The organism is Pseudomonas idahonensis (assembly GCF_037903935.1).
GTDB lineage: Bacteria > Pseudomonadota > Gammaproteobacteria > Pseudomonadales > Pseudomonadaceae > Aquipseudomonas > Aquipseudomonas danubii.
In genome coordinates, this window is record NZ_CP149586.1 from 5,909,341 (window position 1) to 5,927,219 (window position 17,879).

The window sequence follows — 17,879 nt, forward strand, 5'->3', positions numbered from 1 at the left end:
CAGGTCCGCAGCACGCCAGTGCCTGCTGCGGTTTTGCCCTTCAATGGGCAAAAGCGGTCAGAACTGATATTCCACGGTGCCCTGCAAGGTGCGGCCACGGCCGAGGGTGAAGGCCAGGACATCGCCGAGGGGCACCAGGTAGGCGCGGTCGGCGACGTTTTCCATGGCCAGGCGCAGGGTCAGTTCTTCAGTGGCCCGGTAGCTGCCATACAGGTCGTAGACGGTGTAGGGCTTCCAGTCGGCCGGGTAGACACCGGTCTGGCTCACGGTCCCGGTCGCCGAGCCGGCGATCGAGTAGCCGGCGCTGTAGCGGGCCCGGGCACCGATATCCAGTTTGCGTTCGAAAAAGCGCGCGCCCAGGGTCAGGGTGCCGCGGTCCATGGGCATGTGTTCGGCCGAACCGAGGATCGCGGCGTTGCAGCGGCTGGCATTGTTGGCCGCATCATCGGGACGCATGCCGGTGACAATTGCGCCCCGCCCTGTGCCGTTCTTCACCGGCTGGGTCACCCCTCCCAGCCAGGCGGTCTTCATGCAGAAATCGTTGTCGCCGATCATGTGGGTGTAATTGAGCTGGCCGTAGGCGCGACCGGCGTCATAGTCGAGCTGGTACTCGACGCCCTTGAAGCGGGTGCTGCTGAGATCGTTGACGTAGGCGCTGTTGCCGATGCCGGGGGAGCCATAGCCCGGGGGCTGCACGCCCATGGCCATATAGATGAAGTCATCGACCCGGGTATCGAAGTAGGCCACCTTGATGCCCAGGCGGTCATCGTTGAACCAGAGGTTTTCCTTGAAGACGTTGACCCCCGCTTCCCAGGTGGTGGAGCGCTCTGGCTTGAGGAAGGGGTTGGGAAAGGTGCTCTCAGAACCTCCACCATGGGGGCGTCCGGTGATCATGGTTTCGGTTACCGCCGGTGGCCGCCAGCCCTTGCCATAGCTGGCGAACAGTTGCAGCCACTCGACCCCGGGCTTGACCGACAGGCCGAAGGTCGGCGAGAAGCGCCCTTCCTGGTTGTCGATGTCATAGGCCACCGGCACCGAGATTTGCTGGGGCGTCTTGCCGATCACGAAGGTGCGGGTGTTGATTCCGGTTTCGCCGCGCAGGCGGTAGCGGTCGTAACGCAAGCCGGCATTGAGGTTCAACCAGCCGTCGTAGTCGAAGTCCAGGCGGGTGAACAGGCTGCCCAGGGCTCGATCACCCTCGGGGGTCATGCTCGCCGCAGGCGAGGCACTGACCGCCGAGCCCTTGGGCACCGGCTGGCTGGAGTCGGGGCGGACCTTGTCGTAGAAGAACTCCAGGCCGTAGTTGGCCTTCAGCGTGGACAGCCCGCCCAGGGCAAAGGTCGACGTGTTCTGCGCCTGGGCGCCATAGGTATCGGTCTGGTAGGTGATCGAGTAGCCAGGGCTGCTGCGGCGGGTCAGGGTGCTCTGGTCATTGCTGTTGTCGACGTAATAGAGCTTGGCCTTGAAGTCGATCAGCGGGTTGTCCGGGGTGTAGCTGTAGTCGAGGCCGAAGTTCTGCGAATGCACATCGCTGCTGCCGAGCTTTTCCCAGAGCTGATTCTTGTTCTCGGTGTTCATCATGTTGGCGTCGTCGTAGGACACCTCAGTGGTCAGGTAGCTCAGCTGCAGACGCTGGTCCTGGGGCAGGTTGAGCCCCAGCTTGACCAGGCGCGAGCGCATCACCGAAGCGGAATAGGCCACCTTGGAATGCTTCACCCGGTCATTGATCGACGGGTCCATCCAGCTCCCGGTGCGCAATTCGCCAATGCCGCCACGGGTCCCCGGCTTGTAGTCCCCCAGGTGTCGTTCACTGGCGGCCAGCAGCATGTCCCAGACTTCGGTGCCGATGGCGAAGGCGGAACTGCCGATGAAGTGAGTGCCGTTGCTGCGGCCGCCCAAGCCGGTGGTCAGGCGAATTCGGCCACCGATCTCCTGGCCGGGCTTGAGCAGGTCGCGGGCCTCGATGGTGCGAAAGTTGGCGACCCCGCCGATCACTCCAGCCCCGCCCATGGTGGAGGTGGCGCCCTTCTCCACCACCACTTCGGAGAGCAGCTCGGGGTCGACATAGAGCGTTCCGTTGCGCTGCTGGTGGCCGCTCTGCTGATAGTTCTGGCGCATGCCGTCCACCGACATGTTGACCCGACCATAGTCCTGGATACCGCGGATGTTCACCGACACGCCCGGGTCCTGCTGGCTGAGCGCCGAATACACGCCGGACGTTTCCTCCAGCATTTCGGCGGCATGCCGCGGTGGATTGCGATCAAGTTGCTCGCGCCCGACCACGCTCACCGAGCGTGGCGCGTTGTATACCCAATCGCTCTGCCGGCCTTCGAGGTCACCGGAAATCGTGGTGGGGGCCAAGGCCAGGGCGCCATCACGTCCGGTTTCCACCCGACTCAGGGTCACCTGGCGCTCGCCGCTAAAGCGGTACTCCACCGGCGCATTGCCCAGCAGCCGGGCCAGTCCTTCCTCGGCGCCGTAGCGGCCCTTGAGCGGCGAGCTGTGCAAGCCATGCAGGCGCAGGCTGTCGAACAGCACCTGCACCCCGGCCTGCTCGGCAAAAGCCAGCACCGCACTGCCGAGGGCCTGGGCAGGGATATCGAAATCCAGTTCGCGTGGTTGCTGAGCACTCTGCGGGACTACGCCCACGGGCTCTGCCGCGTGCAACAAACCGCCTCCTGCCAACAGCCCTGCTACGCCCAAGTGAATGGCCAGGGCCAGACGACTTGCGGCGTGAATTCCAGTGCGACTGCCTACCCTCATGTTCCTGATTCCTGCGCTGGCTACTTTTAGTGCATGCGAATGCATCTCAATTAGCTAGACGTGCCAGGCAGGAAAACTCAGTAAGGTTTTTTCAGTTATTTTTCGCCGAAGGTGAAAAAAGGCCCGCAGGCCTCAATAAATAAGGCTGACGCCGGCCAGGTCGAAACGCTGCACCTGCAACTCCTGGGTGAGGGTGACCAGGGCCGCGTCGAGCATATCCAGACGGAACACACCGCTGACCTGACGCTGGGCCAGGGCACTGTTGGTCAGCACCACCCGCCCGGGTCGATAGCGATTGAGGCGCTCCACCACCACGCTCAAGGGCTGGCGATCGAACACCAGGACTCCACGTCGCCAACTGGTGGCGCGCTGCAGGTCGAGCCCATCAAGTGCCACCACCCCCGACTGCGAGTCATAGCGCACGCTCTGTCCCTCTTGCAGAACCCGCTCGGAAACGCCGCGTTGCGCCGGGGCATCCAGGCTCACGGCGACACTGTGCTGCAACACCCCAACCCAGGCTTGTTGATCGCTCTCGCGCCCGACCACAAAACGGGTGCCCAGGGCCCGGGTCTGGCCGCTGGCGCTGTGCACGATGAAAGGTCGTTGCTCCTCACCGACCATGGGCGCCACATCAAATACTGCGGAGCCGGCCAGCAATTGGATCTGACGCTTGTCGCCGCTGTAATCCAGGCGAATGGCGCTGCTCGAGTCCAGCTCCACTTGGCTGCCATCGGCCAGTTGCACGGTGCGCACCTCGCCCTTGCCGGTCTGGTAGTCGGCCTGCAGGTACAGCAGTGCCTGCGGCCCTTGCAGCCAGCCCAGGGCCACCGCCAGAACCAGCATGGCCGCACTGGCGACCCGCACCAGCCGGCGTCGACGGCGCGGGCGCTGTATTGTCGCCGCAGGCCGTTCCACCTGGCGTCTTGGTGGGGCAGTGGCCGCCAGCTCGGGGTCCAGGCGCAGCTCGCCCAAGGCCTCCCAGGTCTGCCGGGCAAACACCAGAGCCTGGGGATGACGCGGGTCCTCGGCCTGCCATTGGGCAAGCTGCGCCTGCTCGGTGGCGCTCAAGCCTCCCGCGTGCAAACGCACCGCCCAATCGGCGGCGGCCTCGGTGATACTGCGCTCTTGCGGACCCTGGCTATTCACGTGTGAATCTCGATTTCTCGTTATATATAAGCAGTGACGTCTGACCCCGACTTTTACCGTAACTCACTGGTCAACCGGCCGACCGTCGGTAGCCTGCAGGCGTTGCATCACATAAGCCAGCGCCCGGGACAGGTGCTTTTGCACCGAGCTGTCGGAGATATTCAGGTGCCGGGCCACCTCGGCGTGGGTCATGCCTTCGATACGGTTCAGGCGGAAGATTTCCTGAGTGCGCGCAGGCAGCTCGGTGATCGCCTGTTTCAGTGCCTTGCGCTGTTGTTGCGCCATCGCCTGAGCCTCCAACCCGGCCGCCTCATCCTCGATGTCGGCCAGTACTTCATGGGGCACGGTCTCGGTCTTGCGCCGCGCCTCCTGGCGTACATGGTCGATCAGCAGGTTGTTCGCCGTGCGGTAGAGATAGCCCTGGGAGTTGTCGATCCGCTCACCGCGCGTTTGCTCGGCCAGCCGCAGAAAACTCTCCTGCACCAGATCTGCGGCCAACTGCGGGTCCCGTACCTTGCGCGCCAGGTACCCACGCAAGGTCGCGGCATGCTTGAGAAACAGTCCCTTGAGATCCACGTCCGACAAACCGACTCCCTGGAACATGAAGGAAATTGCCGGCATCTTACGGTCAGTCGAGAATTATTTTCAATTGATATCAGTATTCATTAGCGATCGCTTACACCAGTTGCCAGCCGCTTTCCAGGACCTAGGCTGGCACCTCGACCTTGCGCGGCCGGCCGCCCTTCTTGCCATTCAGGCGCGCCGCCCGAGCCTTGGCCGCGCTGCTTTGCCGACCGTTACGGGAGGCGACCAACTGGGTCGCCAGTTTCATCAGCGGCTCGCTGGCGGACAGCAGCCCGACAATCGACAGCTGCAGATCCACGGCCTCATGACACACCGCCGTGGCGGAAAAGCCCAACTGCAGTTGCTGCAATTGGGTGTCGCTCAGCGCCGCCAGCTCCGGATAGTTTTCCACAGGCAAATGAATCGAGCTGCCATCGGCAAAGCCCAGGCACAGGCACCCGGCCGCATAGCTCAAGGTACTGACTTGCAAACCCGCGTCGTGACGCGCCTCACCGCGTTCGACCGCTTGATCCAGCTGCTCCTGGGTCAAGGGCACATCGACAGGCACCGCTGCTTTGACGACTTTCATAGTTCGATCTCCACTCCTTGCGCCGCACCCACCAGGGTCAGGCGAGTCAGGTTTCGTTGTTCCTCGTAGTGCGCTGACTCGATCAGGTACACCCTGCAGCCGGCGCTTGAACCTTCCACCACAGCGTTCGCTTGCCAATCCCACAACTGCTGCTCAAGGCACAAGGTGCGCAGCTTGCTCCACCAGATACGCCGAGCCAGATGCACCCGTTGCTTCAAGGCCTGGCGCAAGCCTTCAAGGACTGCCAGTGCCGGGCGACGGCCATGGGGGACAACGTCCCAGAGCTCGACACCGTTGTGCCAGAAGCTGAAGCGAAAACGGGCACTCCAACGACCGCCATCCACATGCACATGGGGTGGGCAATGTTCGTCACGCAACATGACGACGACCGCATAGCCCTTGTAAACGAACACTTTCATGCTAACCCATCTGTTAGGTTATTGAGTCCAAAGACTCATGTTTCCATGATTAATCCGACCACCGGCCTGAAAGGGCAGCAGTGAGGTGACCTGCTTGAGGTTAGCCCCGGAGAAGGTCAGGAAAGCCTCCGGGCGGCCGCAAAGTCGTCAGCATTTATTGCCGGGCAAGGCCTCGCCACGGCCATCGCCAATAACAGCGTTCGGTTATCGAACACTTAATCAGCCTTCCCGGGTTCCGCTCTCGGCCATCAATTGACCAAATTAACCAGTTAGTACAATTTACCTCCCCAGTGCCTCGTACCCTCTCCCGAGGCTGACAATAACAACGGAGATCTACCCCCATGCGTCCTATCGTTCTGGTGCTTAACGGCCCGAACCTGAATCTGCTCGGCAGCCGTGAACCTGCCACTTACGGCCACGAAACCCTGGCCGATGTCTCGGCTTTGTGCGGCCGTGCCGCCGAGGAATTGGGCCTGGCCGTGGAGTTTCGCCAGACCAACCACGAAGGCGAATTGCTGGACTGGATTCACGCCGCCCGCGGGCGCTGCGCCGGCATCGTGATCAACCCCGCCGCCTGGACCCACACCTCGGTGGCGATCCGCGATGCGCTGGTGGCCAGTGAACTGCCGGTGATCGAAGTGCACCTGTCCAACGTCCACGCCCGCGAACCGTTCCGCCATCACTCCTTTGTCTCGGGTATTGCCCTGGCGGTGATGTGCGGCTTTGGCAGCCACGGCTATCGCCTGGCACTGGAACACTTCAGCCTGCGGTTCAAGGAGCAAGGTCTATGACAGGCCATACAGGCGTACTCGCCGGACTGATCGGCGCCGGCATCCAGGCTTCACGCACCCCGGCCCTGCATGAACACGAAGGCGACGCGCAAAACCTGCGCTACCTGTACCGGTTGATCGATCTGGACCAGCTGGGGCTCGACAGCAGCGCCCTGCCCGACCTGCTCAGCGCCGCCGAACGGATGAACTTCACCGGCCTGAACATCACCTTTCCCTGCAAGCAGAGCATCTTGCCGCTACTGGACGAACTGTCCCCGGAAGCTCGCGGCATTGGCGCGGTCAACACCGTGGTCCTCAAGGACGGCAAGCGGGTTGGCCACAACACCGACTGCCTGGGGTTTGCCGAAGGGTTCCGGCGCGGTCTGCAAGGCGTGGCCAGACGGCACGTGGTGCAGATGGGGGCCGGCGGCGCCGGAGCGGCAGTGGCCCACGCCCTGCTCAGTGAGGGTGTGGAGCAACTGAGCATTTTCGATATGGAAAACCAGCGGGCGCAGAGCCTGGCGGACAACCTCAACCAGCATTTCGGCGCCGCTCGGGCCAAGGCCGGTGGCGACCTGCCCAGCACCCTGGCGAGCGCCGACGGCCTGGTGAACACCACGCCCATGGGCATGGCCAAGCTGCCGGGCACGCCGGTGCCGGTGGAACTGCTGCGGGCGGAGCTGTGGGTGGCCGAGATCGTCTACTTCCCGCTGGAAACCGAGCTGCTGCGCAATGCCCGCGCCCTGGGTTGCCGAACCCTGGATGGCGGCACCATGGCGGTGTTCCAGGCGGTCAAGGCGTTCGAGCTGTTCAGCGGCCAGAGCGCCGACCCGCAACGCATGCTGGCGCACTTCCACAGCATGAATGGCTGAAATACGCCTGTGGCCGCTGCCGCAGGCTGCGACAGGCCCCGCAGGGCCCTCGGCATCCGTCAGGACGCTGGCGAGCCTGCGGCTCGTTCGCAGCCTTCGGCAGCGGCTACAGGTCCTGCGTTTACTCGGGCTTGAGCTGCAGGCGCGCAAGCAGGCCGATCAACAGCACGTTGAAGAGAATCATCAGCAGACTGCCGAACAGGCCCACCAGATTGATCACCGAGCTCGGCAGCCAGTCGAATACGCTGAAACCGGTCAGGGACAGCAGGCGCTCACCGAACCAGAACGAGTCAACGACGATCATCAGGATCAGGATGATTTTAAGCGTTGGGACGGGGTTACCCATGGTGCCTTCCTTGTCGTGGGGGATGATGCGAGAGCCGGGGTGGCGAGGCGATCTTACGGACGCTTTGGCCAGCAAGCCAGCGCCTGACAAGCCAACCCGGCCCTAAAGCTCCGGGTCAGGCCTGCAGGTAGCGCAGCACCGATTCGCAGATCATTTCCCGGTGCCGCTGCTTGATGCTTTCGTCCGGCAGGTCGATCTGGAAGATCTCGCCAAAGGTGTGACGGTTCGACACCCGATAGAAGCAGAACGAGCTGATCAGCAAGTGCACGTCCAGCGGGTCCAGGCCACTGCGGAACACGCCTTCCTGCGCGCCGCGCTCAAGGATCTCGCCCAGGGCATGGAGGATGGTGTTGTTCATTGCCTTGATTACGCCGGACTGCTTCACGTACTCGGCCTTGTGGATATTCTCGATGCTGACGATGCGCACGAAATCGACATTGCGGTCGTGGTGATCGAAGGTGAACTCCACCAGCCGACGAATCGCCTCCCGCGGCGCCAGCTCGGCCAGATGCAGGCGGCTCTCGGTGCTGCGGATATCGCCGTAGAGTTTTTCCAGGACTTCGACGTACAGCTGCTCCTTGCTGCCGAAGTAGTAATAGATCATGCGCTTGGAGGTATGGATGCGCTCGGCGATCGCATCCACCCGCGCACCGGAAAGTCCCTGCTGGACGAACTCGACAATAGCTTCTTGAAGGATGTTCTCGCGGGTTTTTTCCGGGTTGTTCTTGCGACTCTTGCGCGGTTCGAGAGCAGGCTCATCGGACGCAATCGAGCGTTCACTGGTCATTGTCATTCTGGGCTCACGGCCATCACTGAACACGCGGGCGATTATGGGCCGCGTCCTGTCGCGAAAGAAAGCACAGAGGCGGTGGATTACCGCCTCCGGTTACCAATGCGCTACAACTTGGCCTGGCGCACCGCGCCACTGCGAGACTTGGCCATGGCCGCCAGACGCACCGCAACGTTGGCCGCACCATAGCCGGCGTAGCCGTTCTTGCGCTGGATGATCTCGAAGAAGAACCGCCCCTCGAACGGTTCGGTGTAGACGTGAAACAGCTCGCCGCCCTGGGCATCGCGGTCATACAGGACGTTGTAGTAGGCCAATTCGCTGAGAAACTCGTCGTCGAAATCAAAACGCGCCGCCAGGTCGTCGTAGTAATTGAGCGGAATATCCAGCAGCGGCACTCCGGCCTGCTTGGCCCGGCTGACCTCGGCGAAAAGGTCGTCGCAGTCGAAGGCAATGTGATGCACCCCGCTGCCACGATAACTGGACAGCGCGTGGGAAATCGCGGTGTTGCGGTTCTCCGAGATGTTCAGCGGCAAGCGGATCGAGCTGCAACGGCTGCGCAGGGCGCGGCTTTTCACCAGGCCATAAGGATCGGGCAGCACCACTTCATCATCGGCCTCGAAATCCAGCAGGCTCTTGTAGAACAGCGCCCAGCTGTCGAGGCTGTCCGCCGGCAGGGCCATGGCCATGTGGTCGATACGCTTGAGGCCGCCCTTGGCCTGCACATCGTCATGCATGTTGAAGTCGGTGTCGTACAGGTGCTGGCCGCCCTGCTGCGGGTCCACCAGATAGATCAGGCTGCCATCGGGCTCGCGCACCGCCGCCAGTTCCAGCTCGTTGGGGCCTACAAGCCCGCGATAAGGCTGGCCCTTGTAGGCCACCGCCCGCTCCAGAGCCTTGGCGCTGTCCTTGACCCGGATGGCCGTGGCACACACCGAAGGGCCATGGGCCTCGAAGAAGCTGTGGGCGAAGGAATAGGGCTCGGAGTTGAGGATCAGGTTGATATCGCCCTGACGCATCAGGCTCACGTTCTTGGAACGATGCTGTCCGGCCTTGGCAAAACCCAGGCGCTCCAGCCAGCTCCCCAGCTTGGCGCCCAGGGCATCGTCCACCGCGAACTCAAGGAACTCGGTGCCGCCATAGGCTTCAACCGCTGGCGGGGCGAACAGAATGTCCAGGTTGGCCACCGGTTGCGCCTCCTGCAGCAGGCGCTCGCGGGTCTTCTCCTCCAGGTACAGCAAGGAGCGCAAGCCGTCGGCGGCATTGGCCCGCGGCGGCGCGGCGCGAAAGCCGTCGTTGAAGATTTCCAGGGACAGCGGCCCGGTGTAGCCGCTCTTGATGATCGGCGCCAGAAAGCCCGGCAGATCGAACTCGCCCTGGCCCGGAAAACAGCGGAAATGCCGGCTCCACTCCAGTACATCCATGGCCAGGATCGGCGCATCGGCCATCTGCACGAAGAAGATCTTGTCCCCGGGAATCTCGGCAATCGCCGCCGGGTCGCCCTTGAGCGACAGGGTATGGAAGCTGTCCAGCAACACCCCAAGGTTGGGGTGATCGGCGCTGCGCACGATGTCCCAGACCTGTTGATAGGTATTCACGTGACGGCCCCAGGCCAGGGCTTCGTAGCCGATGCGCAAGCCGCGCAGCGCGGCCCGTTCGGCCAACAGGTGCAAATCATCGATGAGAATCTGCCGGTCCCCGAGGCTGTCGGCCTGGGCGTTACTGCACACCAGCACCAGGTCGGTGCCCAGCTCCTGCATCAAGTCGAACTTGCGTTCGGCACGCTCCAGGTTGCGCGACAGGCGATCGCGGCGGCAGCCCTCGAAATCCCGGAATGGCTGGAACAGGGTGATGGCGATCCCCAGGTCGGCGCACATCTGCCTGATTTCCCGAGGGCTACCGTCGTAATAGAGAAGGTCGTTCTCGAAAATCTCCACCCCATCGAAGCCGGCGGCGGCGATGGCTTCGAGTTTTTCCGGCAGGGTGCCGCTCAAGGAAACGGTGGCAATGGAACGCTGCATGATTGAACTCCCGGGGGATGACGGCCGGTGGCACCCGAGCCTTTTATTCGATGTTGCGGATTATTCCACAGCATGATTTAAAGTGTACGAACCAGTTAGTTTTGTGTTCGATTATCGAACAAAAAGCCGCTTGGCGAATTGACGATTTTTCAGCCACTGCGCACCATCGACAGCACATTGAGCCGCCCCAAGAAACCGTGGCTTCAATCACCCAGACCCAGAACACACCATAAAAATTTTAAAAATCGGGTACATCCTCATGCTTGCACTCAACGCCCCGCCCTGCTGCTCATCCCTTTGGCTCGCGCCTGGAACGGCCTCAATCGGCACCCTGGATCACGACCCGCTACTGCCCTGAGCGGAGCGTCGTACCGATGGCGTTCGCCGGTCCGCAATCAACGGCTCGACGAACCAAACCAGCCGATCAATCACCCAGTCCCAGGCGCTCATGCCCTCGCTGACGATTGATCACGCGCCCTTGAGTTCCGACGAGCCCTGGCTCGTCAGTCACTGAACGGATGGCCTATATGATTCCTTCCCAAAGCTCTCGCATCGCCCCGAGCCTCAGTGTTGCCGGCGGCATCGGCGACAAGATCCGCGGCGCCATGGCCGTCGGCAAGACCCGCTGGGGCATGCTCGCCCTGGTGTTCTTCGCCACCACCCTGAACTACATCGATCGCGCCGCACTGGGCGTGATGCAGCCGATCCTGGCCAAGGAAATGAACTGGACGGCGATGGACTACGCCAACATCAACTTCTGGTTCCAGGTCGGTTACGCCGTGGGCTTCGTGCTGCAAGGGCGACTGATCGACCGAGTCGGCGTGAAACGGGTGTTCTTCTTCGCCGTGCTGCTGTGGAGCCTGGCCACCGGCGCTCATGGCCTGGCCACTTCGGCGGCAGGCTTCATGGTTTGCCGCTTCATTCTCGGGCTCACTGAAGCCGCCAACTACCCGGCCTGCGTGAAGACCACGCGCCTGTGGTTCCCGGCCGGCGAACGCGCGGTAGCCACCGGCATCTTCAACGCCGGGACCAACGTCGGCGCTATGTTCACCCCCATGCTGCTGCCGTTGATCCTCCACGCCTGGGGCTGGCAAGCGGCGTTCCTGTGCATGGCGGCACTGGGCGGCGTCTGGCTGCTGTTCTGGGGCCTGAAGTACTTCAACCCGGAAGATCACCCCAGCGTCAAAGCCTCGGAACTGGCCTACATCCAGCAACAAGTAGAACCCGAGCCGACCCGCGTGCCCTTCAGCCGCATCCTGCGCATGCGTGGCACCTGGGCCTTCGCCCTGGCCTACTCGCTGACCGCGCCGGTGTTCTGGTTCTACCTGTACTGGCTGCCGCCGTTCCTCAACCAGCAGTACAACCTGGGGATCAACGTCACCCAGATGGGCATCCCGCTGATCATCATCTACCTGACCGCCGACTTCGGCAGCGTCGGTGGCGGCATCCTCTCCTCGTTCCTCATCGGTCGCGGCATGAACCCGATCAAGGCGCGGCTGCTGTCGATGTTCCTGTTCGCCTGCTGCATCATCGGCGTGATCATGGCCGCCGGCACCGCCAACCTGTGGCTGGCCGTGTTCGCCATCTCCCTGGGGATCGGTGCCCACCAGGCCTGGACTGCCAACATCTGGAGCCTGGTGATGGACTACACGCCCAAGCACATGATGAGCACCGTGTTCGGCTTTGGCGGCATGTGCGCGGCCATCGGCGGCATGTTCATGACCCAGATCGTCGGCCACATCCTGACCGTCACCAACAACAACTACACCCTGCTGTTCACCCTGATCCCGGCCATGTACTTCATCGCCCTGACCTGGATGTACTTCATGGCCCCGCGCAAGATTCCTCACGTAGAAGACTGATGCTCCTTTCACGCAGGCCCGCTCAGGGCCTGCGTTTTTTTATCGGCTCCCCCTCCCCCCTTTTGTTTTTCCACACTCGGAGATCGTTCCATGACGCTGGGTAACCTGAGCATCGCCAAACGCGCCGTGATCAGCTTCGGCGTGATTGCCCTGCTGGTCCTGCTGCAGGGGCTGTTCGCCCTCAAGCAAGTGGCCGAAGTCCGCGCCACCGGCCAGCACACCGAAAACATTTCCCTGCCCAGCACCCGCTACCTGGGAGAAGTGCGCGACTACGTGTTGAGCATCCGCGTGCTGAGCCTGCGCATGGCCCTCAACCGTGAACCCAAAGTGCTGGAAAGCACCATTGCCCGCCTGCATCAGGTACAAGCCTGGCTCGACCAGGCCCTGGCCAGGTTCGCGCCGCTGGTGGGCGATCACAACCGGGTGCAATACGAGACATTCCTCGCCACGGTAAAAAGCTACCAACAGGCCCTGGCCCAGTACGAAGCCCTGTCCCAGGACAATCGCAGCAGCGAGATGACGGCCCTGCTCAACGGCAAGATCCAGGATTACTCGACCCAGACCGGCGACCAGTTCGCCGAACTGATGAACCTCACTGCCGAGGAAGTCAGCCAGTCGGCCCAGCATGCAGACGCGCTGTACACCCAGGTAAAAATCACGGTGATCGGCGCCCTGATCGCCGTCGCCCTGCTGACCCTGTGCCTGGCCTGGCTGTTGATTCGCAGCATCGTCGTGCCCATCCGCCAGGCCGTGGGCGTGGCCGAGCAAGTGGCCGCCGGCGATCTCAGCCGACCGATCCACAGCGAGGGCAGCGATGAAACCGCGCGCCTGCTCAAGGCCCTGGCCAGCATGCAGGCCAGCCTGCGTGAAACCCTGCAACTGATCAGCAGCACCTCGACCCAGCTGGCCGCCGCCGCGCAACAGATGAGCCAGAGCACCCACCAGGACTCCAGCCGCCTGCAGCAGCAACACAACGAAATCGAGCAAGCCGCCACCGCCGTCAACGAGATGACCGTGGCCGTCGAGGAAGTGGCGCGCAACGCGGTGTCCACCTCCGACACCACCCGCCAGTCCACCACCCAGGCGACCCAGGGGCAGGCCCGGGTGATCCAGACCCTGGACTCGATCCAGGCCATGAGCAGCGATGTCGGCACCGCCTTGCAGCAAGTGCAGACCCTGGCCGAGCAATCAAGGGAAATCGGCAAGGTGCTGGACGTGATCCGCGCCATTGCCGAACAGACCAACCTGCTGGCCCTGAACGCCGCCATCGAGGCCGCGCGGGCCGGGGAAGCCGGCCGCGGCTTTGCCGTGGTGGCAGATGAAGTGCGGGCCCTGGCCCATCGCACCCAGCAGTCGACCCAGGAAATCGAACAGATGATCGGCCGGGTCCAGGGCGACACCGACAGCGTGGTGCAGTCCATGCACGGCAACAATCAGCGGGTGGCCCAGACCCTGTCCATCGCCGAACAGGCCGGGCTGGCCCTGGGGGAAATCACCCGGGCCATGGAGCAGATCCACGAGCGCAACCTGGTGATCGCCAGTGCCTCGGAAGAACAGGCCCAGGTGGCCCGTGAAGTGGACCGCAACCTGCTGAACATCCGCGACCTGTCCCTGGAAAGCGCCGACGCCGCCACGCGCACCAACGCCACCAGCCAGGAGCTGTCGCACTTGGCGGCCGGCCTGCAGAACCTGGTGGTGCGCTTCCGTTTCTGAGTCGTCTCAGCGGCGGCGTTGCTGCCACGCCGCCGCCAGCCCGCTGAGGCAGATCACGGCGATGCCCACTTGGGTAATCGCATCCGGCGTGTGGTTGAACAGCAGCCAGCCCAGCAGCCCGGCAAAGACAATCTGGCAATAGCCGAACGGCGCCAGCAGCGCCGGCGCCGCGTGACGAAAGGCCTGGGTCAGGAACAGGTGGGCACTCATGCCGCAAGCACCCAGCGCCAGCATCAACAGGCCATGGACAAAGCCCGGGGTCTGCCAGAAGAACGGCACCAGCGCACTCATCACCAGGGTGTTGCACAGCCCGGCGAAGAAGTTGCTGGTGGTGGGGCTGTCATGCTCGGCCAGCTTGCGGGTCAGCAACTGATAGAAACAGAAGAACAGCGCCGAGCAGAACGGCAGCAACACCGCCGGCGTGAACAGCTCGCCCCCCGGATGCACGATGATCAGCACCCCGATGAAACCGCAGATCACCGCCAGCCATTGGCCGCGGGTCACCTGTTCGCCGAGCAAGGGCACCGACAACGCGGTGACCAGCACCGGCGCGAGAAAGTTGACCGCCGTGGCCTCGGCCAGGGGAATGAACAGCAATGCCGAGGTGAACAGCAAACTGGTGCTCAGCAGGCACAAGGCCCGCAGCAATTGCAGCAGCGGTCGCTTGCTGCGCAGCACCCGCAGGCCCGATTGCGGCAGGAAGATCCCGGCCATCAGCAAGGTATGGATCAGGTAACGGGCCCAGACCACCATGATCACCGGGAAAAACCCCGAGAGGTATTTGGACAGGGCATCGTGGCTGGCGAACAGAAAGGTCGCCAGGACGATCAGCAGGATGCCCTTGAAGGGGTGGTTGGTCCCGGAGAGGGGCGTGCTGCGGGTCATGGGCATTCCTTGAAGGTGTATTGAAGACACAGCTTCGCCGGCAAGCCGGCTCCTAGCGGGTATTTGTAGGAGCCGGCTTGCTGGCGAAAGCCCTCCCGCCCACTCAGGTCCTGGCCAGCAGCGCGCGAGTTGCATCCAGCGCCATCTGTGCCCGCTGCAAGGCACTCACGCCCTGTTCGAGCAATTGCACCGTGGGAATTTCCAGACTCAGGGGCAGGTTCTCCGGCAGGCACTTGAGCAGCCCCGCCAGATCACAATCGCCCTCCCCTGGAAAGCGCCGCTCGTTACGGGCCTGACGCAGGATCTCCTGCATATCGTCCGGCCGTGGCCCGGCAACGTCGCACAACTGTGCATAACGCAGGCGCGCCGGATCAACCTTGGCCAGGTCCTCCAGGCGCGAACCCGAACGGTCGAAATGGAAGGCGTCCACCAGCACGCAGCCATTGTCACGGCCGGCGTTTTCCACCACCCGCAGCGCCTGTTCCAGGTTGCGTGCATCGGTCCAGGGCATGAATTCCAGATGGGGATGCAGCCCGTACTGCCGCGCCAGATCGCACAAGGCGGCGAAGTTGTCGGTCATGCGCGCCTCATCGGGATCATTGCCCGCCACCAGCAACTCGCTGGCGGCAAACTCGGCGCCCACCGCCAGCACCGCCTCGAAGTCGCGGACCCGGGTCTGTGGCTTGAGCCGCAGGATCTCCACATCCAGCACCCGCACGCCGGTATCACGCAGGCGCGCCAGGGTCTGGCGCCGCAAGCCGGCATCGGCCACCAGCGGGAAGTGATGTTCCTCCGGGGTTGCCGGCACCAGCCGCAGGCCCACATGGCTGTAGCCGGCACGGGCCGCCACGTCCACCATCTCTGGCGGCGACAGCTCCAGCACGGTCAGGCTGGCCAGGGAAAAAATCCGCTCACTCATCAGTCGTTCACTCAATAGGGGTGGGGGTGCAGGCGCGGCCCGTGGCGGCGGCCTGGCGAATGGCTTCAATCAGCGCCAGGGTGCGCGCGGCATCGGCGGCGCTGACCAGCGGCGCGACTTCGCCGCGGGCGACTTGGACGAAGTGCTGCAATTGCAAGCGCAGGGCCTCGCCCGGATCAAAGGCTTCCTGCTGCATCAGCAAGGGCTGATGCCAGCCGGCCCCGGCTTGGGCGTAATGCCAGCGCTTGAGCTGGGGAATGCTCAAGGCCCCCTGAGTGCCGGCCAGCAGGTAGCAAGGCTGATCGGCCTGGCGCGGGTACACCGGGTTCTCCCCGGAATCCAGCTCCCAGCTCCAGGGCGCGGCCACCGCGTCGGAACCGGTGAGGCTGCCCAGGGCGCCGCTGTCGAACTGCAACAGCACCGCGGCGCAATCTTCATTGGCGTAACCACGCACGTGATTGCTGGTGATGGCCTGCACTTGTCGCACTTCGCCGCACAGGTGGCGCAGCAGGTCGAGGTCGTGGATCAGGTTGGTCAGCAACATGCCGGCGCCGGGCTCACGGCGCCAGGGGATGTCGAAGTAGCTCTCGGGCTTTTGCAACTGCCAGAGTGCAGTGACCGTGGTTAGCCGGCCCAGAGCGCCGCTGTGCACCAGCTCATGGGCGCGGGCGATCAACGGGTTGTGTCGTCGATGGTGCCCCACCAGCACCGGCACGCCAGTGTTGCGCGATGCCGCCACCAGCTCGCGCACTTCATCCAGGTGCACGCCCACGGGTTTTTCCAGCAGCACCGGCACGCCTGCGGCCAGACAATCCAGGGCCGTGCTGACGTGGAGGTTGTTGGGATTGGCGACGATCACCGCATCCGGGCGCACGTCCTTGAGCAAGGTCCGGTGATCGCTGTAATGCGGCACCTGCCATTGCCCGGCGATGGCTTGCGCCTGGGGCCCCGGATCGGCCACGGCGCACAGTCGGACCTCGGCCAGGGTCTTGAGGTGCTGATAGTGCTGCTGCCCCATATTGCCGACGCCGATCAGGGCAATGCGCAGTGGCGGATTCAATGGAAGATCCTCTTGTGATTGTTATAGGGACAATGAATTCCAAATATTTAGAACTCAGTTCCACTTTCATACAAGAGGGATAAAAAATACCGTCCGATTATCGAACGGCTTTGTGCCGAGCCGAAGTCTGTGTAGCCGCTGCCGCAGGCTGCGAACGGCTGTGCAACAGACGCGGCGATATCAAGGCCACCACACGCCCGACGGTAGATCGCCAAGCAAGACCCTGCGGGCCTTTGCGCAGCCTCGCAGGCTCGGCAGCAGCTACAGGTTGAACAGTTCGGAAGCCTGGCTGGCGGCCGACAGCTCTTCGGCAAATCGCAGCAGCAACGGCGCCAGTTCATGCAGCCGCGCCAACGGTAGGCGCGCGCTGGGACCGGCGATGCTGAGCACGCCCACCACCCGGCCATCGATGGGATGGCGCACCACCGCGGCAATCGCCGAGGTGCCGACCGCCGAGCTTTCTTCGACCCAGGCATAGCCCTGCTCGCGGGCCAGGCGCAGGCGCTCCAGCAACTCGATGTTCGAGCGCGGTGCATTGGGCCCCAGGTCCGCCGGGGGCTCCACACCCTGGCGTTCCACCAGCGACAACGCCTCGGCGTCACTCAGCGTGGCCAGCCAGGCATGCCCGGAAGCGGTGTAGAACAGCGGCGCCTCGCGGCCCATGTCCGGGTCGTAACGCAGCCCGGAACGGGCGCCCTGGGACTTGGCGATCCAGGTCTGGCGCTCGCCCTCGATCACTCCCAGGCGCACCAGCTCGCCGGACTCCTGGGCCAGACGATCGAGCACCGGCTGGACAATGTCGGCGCCGCTGACCGACAGGTAGCGAAAGCCCATGGCCACCAGCCGGGTGGACAGTTGGTAACGCAGGTTGTCCGGGTTCTGGCGCACGTAGCCCAGGCGAATCAACTCCGCCAGCAGGCGATGGGTTGCACTTTTGGGGATCTCCAGTTGTTCCGCCAGGGTCTGCAACGGCAGGCCGCGGGGATCACCGGTAAGACGTTCGAGAACGCTGAAGACGCGTTCGATTTGACTGCCAGCCATGGTCGGGTCCCGACAAAATTTGGCCGATTCTAGTGACAACGGGCCGGTTGGGGAACTGCGCGGCAGGGTTCGATGACCGCCCAGAAGCGACGAGGCCGGACCTTGGGGCCCGGCACAACGTC

Annotated in this window: 16 protein-coding genes; 4 read left to right on the forward strand and 12 right to left on the reverse strand. The window is 63.5% G+C overall.

The window, feature by feature from the left end; all coding sequences use genetic code 11:
• Nucleotides 1-57: 57 nt before the first annotated feature.
• The 5 genes from WIN67_RS26720 to WIN67_RS26740 all read right to left on the reverse strand — a co-directional run bounded on the left by WIN67_RS26720 (nt 58) and on the right by WIN67_RS26740 (nt 5,481).
• Complete coding sequence (locus WIN67_RS26720; protein WP_339070268.1) at nt 58-2,763, reverse strand: TonB-dependent receptor; 2,706 nt, start codon at nt 2,761-2,763, stop codon at nt 58-60.
• A 132-nt stretch (nt 2,764-2,895) separates the two neighbouring features.
• Complete coding sequence (locus WIN67_RS26725; RefSeq protein ID WP_306399979.1) at nt 2,896-3,909, reverse strand: FecR family protein; 1,014 nt, start codon at nt 3,907-3,909, stop codon at nt 2,896-2,898.
• Nucleotides 3,910-3,972: 63 nt separating this feature from the next.
• On the reverse strand, nt 3,973-4,494 hold the full coding sequence (locus WIN67_RS26730; RefSeq protein ID WP_102865512.1) for an RNA polymerase sigma factor: 522 nt from the start codon (nt 4,492-4,494) through the stop codon (nt 3,973-3,975).
• Between the two features lie 121 nt (nt 4,495-4,615).
• The gene (locus tag WIN67_RS26735; RefSeq protein WP_102882289.1) at nt 4,616-5,062 is read right to left on the reverse strand and encodes a DUF2442 domain-containing protein; all 447 of its coding nucleotides are present in this window, start codon (nt 5,060-5,062) and stop codon (nt 4,616-4,618) included.
• Nucleotides 5,059-5,481, reverse strand: coding sequence for a DUF4160 domain-containing protein (locus tag WIN67_RS26740; RefSeq protein WP_102882290.1), 423 nt, complete (start codon nt 5,479-5,481; stop codon nt 5,059-5,061). The genes WIN67_RS26735 and WIN67_RS26740 overlap by 4 nt, the downstream gene beginning before the upstream one ends.
• 341 nt (nt 5,482-5,822) lie before the next feature.
• On the opposite strand from WIN67_RS26740, the gene aroQ reads away from it, so the two are divergent.
• Both aroQ and WIN67_RS26750 read left to right on the forward strand, forming a co-directional pair.
• On the forward strand, nt 5,823-6,272 hold the full coding sequence (aroQ, locus tag WIN67_RS26745) for a type II 3-dehydroquinate dehydratase (RefSeq protein WP_102865405.1): 450 nt from the start codon (nt 5,823-5,825) through the stop codon (nt 6,270-6,272).
• Nucleotides 6,269-7,123, forward strand: a complete 855-nt coding sequence (locus WIN67_RS26750; protein ID WP_339070269.1) for a shikimate dehydrogenase — start codon at nt 6,269-6,271, stop codon at nt 7,121-7,123. Before aroQ ends, WIN67_RS26750 begins: the two co-directional genes overlap by 4 nt.
• 121 nt (nt 7,124-7,244) lie before the next feature.
• Here WIN67_RS26750 and WIN67_RS26755 read toward each other — a convergent pair whose 3' ends face one another.
• From WIN67_RS26755 to quiC, 3 genes are all read right to left on the reverse strand, one after another.
• A complete protein-coding gene (locus WIN67_RS26755) occupies nt 7,245-7,469 on the reverse strand; it encodes a hypothetical protein (protein ID WP_016967259.1) in 225 nt (74 codons plus the stop codon).
• Between the two features lie 115 nt (nt 7,470-7,584).
• A complete protein-coding gene (locus WIN67_RS26760; protein ID WP_102882292.1) occupies nt 7,585-8,262 on the reverse strand; it encodes a TetR family transcriptional regulator in 678 nt (225 codons plus the stop codon).
• A gap of 104 nt (nt 8,263-8,366) precedes the next feature.
• Nucleotides 8,367-10,277, reverse strand: a complete 1,911-nt coding sequence (gene quiC, locus WIN67_RS26765; protein WP_102882293.1) for a 3-dehydroshikimate dehydratase QuiC — start codon at nt 10,275-10,277, stop codon at nt 8,367-8,369.
• A 527-nt stretch (nt 10,278-10,804) separates the two neighbouring features.
• Here quiC and WIN67_RS26770 point away from each other — a divergent pair.
• Nucleotides 10,805-12,139 (forward strand): MFS transporter, encoded by a 1,335-nt coding sequence (locus WIN67_RS26770; protein WP_102882294.1) that lies wholly within the window; start codon nt 10,805-10,807, stop codon nt 12,137-12,139.
• A gap of 90 nt (nt 12,140-12,229) precedes the next feature.
• The gene (locus WIN67_RS26775; RefSeq protein ID WP_213665069.1) at nt 12,230-13,852 is read left to right on the forward strand and encodes a methyl-accepting chemotaxis protein; all 1,623 of its coding nucleotides are present in this window, start codon (nt 12,230-12,232) and stop codon (nt 13,850-13,852) included.
• Nucleotides 13,853-13,858: 6 nt separating this feature from the next.
• Here the strand turns inward: WIN67_RS26775 and WIN67_RS26780 are convergent, their stop codons facing one another.
• From WIN67_RS26780 to WIN67_RS26795, 4 genes are all read right to left on the reverse strand, one after another.
• Nucleotides 13,859-14,737, reverse strand: coding sequence for a DMT family transporter (locus WIN67_RS26780; RefSeq protein WP_170002320.1), 879 nt, complete (start codon nt 14,735-14,737; stop codon nt 13,859-13,861).
• Between the two features lie 103 nt (nt 14,738-14,840).
• The gene (locus WIN67_RS26785; RefSeq protein WP_306383415.1) at nt 14,841-15,656 is read right to left on the reverse strand and encodes a sugar phosphate isomerase/epimerase family protein; all 816 of its coding nucleotides are present in this window, start codon (nt 15,654-15,656) and stop codon (nt 14,841-14,843) included.
• 7 nt (nt 15,657-15,663) lie between these two features.
• Nucleotides 15,664-16,716: a Gfo/Idh/MocA family oxidoreductase gene (locus WIN67_RS26790; protein WP_339070271.1), complete on the reverse strand. Its 1,053-nt coding sequence runs from the start codon at nt 16,714-16,716 to the stop codon at nt 15,664-15,666.
• Nucleotides 16,717-16,977: 261 nt separating this feature from the next.
• Nucleotides 16,978-17,757 carry an IclR family transcriptional regulator gene (locus WIN67_RS26795; RefSeq protein ID WP_123390380.1) on the reverse strand — a complete coding sequence of 260 codons (780 nt, stop codon included), beginning with the start codon at nt 17,755-17,757 and terminating at the stop codon, nt 16,978-16,980.
• Nucleotides 17,758-17,879: the final 122 nt, after the last annotated feature.

Bases quoted from the DNA above. Each gene is read 5' to 3' on its own strand.
- WIN67_RS26750 (WP_339070269.1), top strand. From the start codon at position 6,269: ATGACAGGCCATACAGGCGTACTCGCCGGACTGATCGGCGCCGGCATC.
- WIN67_RS26735 (WP_102882289.1), bottom strand. From the start codon at position 5,062: ATGAAAGTCGTCAAAGCAGCGGTGCCTGTCGATGTGCCCTTGACCCAG.
- WIN67_RS26770 (WP_102882294.1), top strand. From the start codon at position 10,805: ATGATTCCTTCCCAAAGCTCTCGCATCGCCCCGAGCCTCAGTGTTGCC.
- WIN67_RS26780 (WP_170002320.1), bottom strand. From the start codon at position 14,737: ATGACCCGCAGCACGCCCCTCTCCGGGACCAACCACCCCTTCAAGGGC.
- aroQ (WP_102865405.1), top strand. From the start codon at position 5,823: ATGCGTCCTATCGTTCTGGTGCTTAACGGCCCGAACCTGAATCTGCTC.
- WIN67_RS26760 (WP_102882292.1), bottom strand. From the start codon at position 8,262: ATGACAATGACCAGTGAACGCTCGATTGCGTCCGATGAGCCTGCTCTC.
- quiC (WP_102882293.1), bottom strand. From the start codon at position 10,277: ATGCAGCGTTCCATTGCCACCGTTTCCTTGAGCGGCACCCTGCCGGAA.
- WIN67_RS26740 (WP_102882290.1), bottom strand. From the start codon at position 5,481: ATGAAAGTGTTCGTTTACAAGGGCTATGCGGTCGTCGTCATGTTGCGT.
- WIN67_RS26720 (WP_339070268.1), bottom strand. From the start codon at position 2,763: ATGAGGGTAGGCAGTCGCACTGGAATTCACGCCGCAAGTCGTCTGGCC.
- WIN67_RS26795 (WP_123390380.1), bottom strand. From the start codon at position 17,757: ATGGCTGGCAGTCAAATCGAACGCGTCTTCAGCGTTCTCGAACGTCTT.
- WIN67_RS26755 (WP_016967259.1), bottom strand. From the start codon at position 7,469: ATGGGTAACCCCGTCCCAACGCTTAAAATCATCCTGATCCTGATGATC.
- WIN67_RS26785 (WP_306383415.1), bottom strand. From the start codon at position 15,656: ATGAGTGAGCGGATTTTTTCCCTGGCCAGCCTGACCGTGCTGGAGCTG.
- WIN67_RS26775 (WP_213665069.1), top strand. From the start codon at position 12,230: ATGACGCTGGGTAACCTGAGCATCGCCAAACGCGCCGTGATCAGCTTC.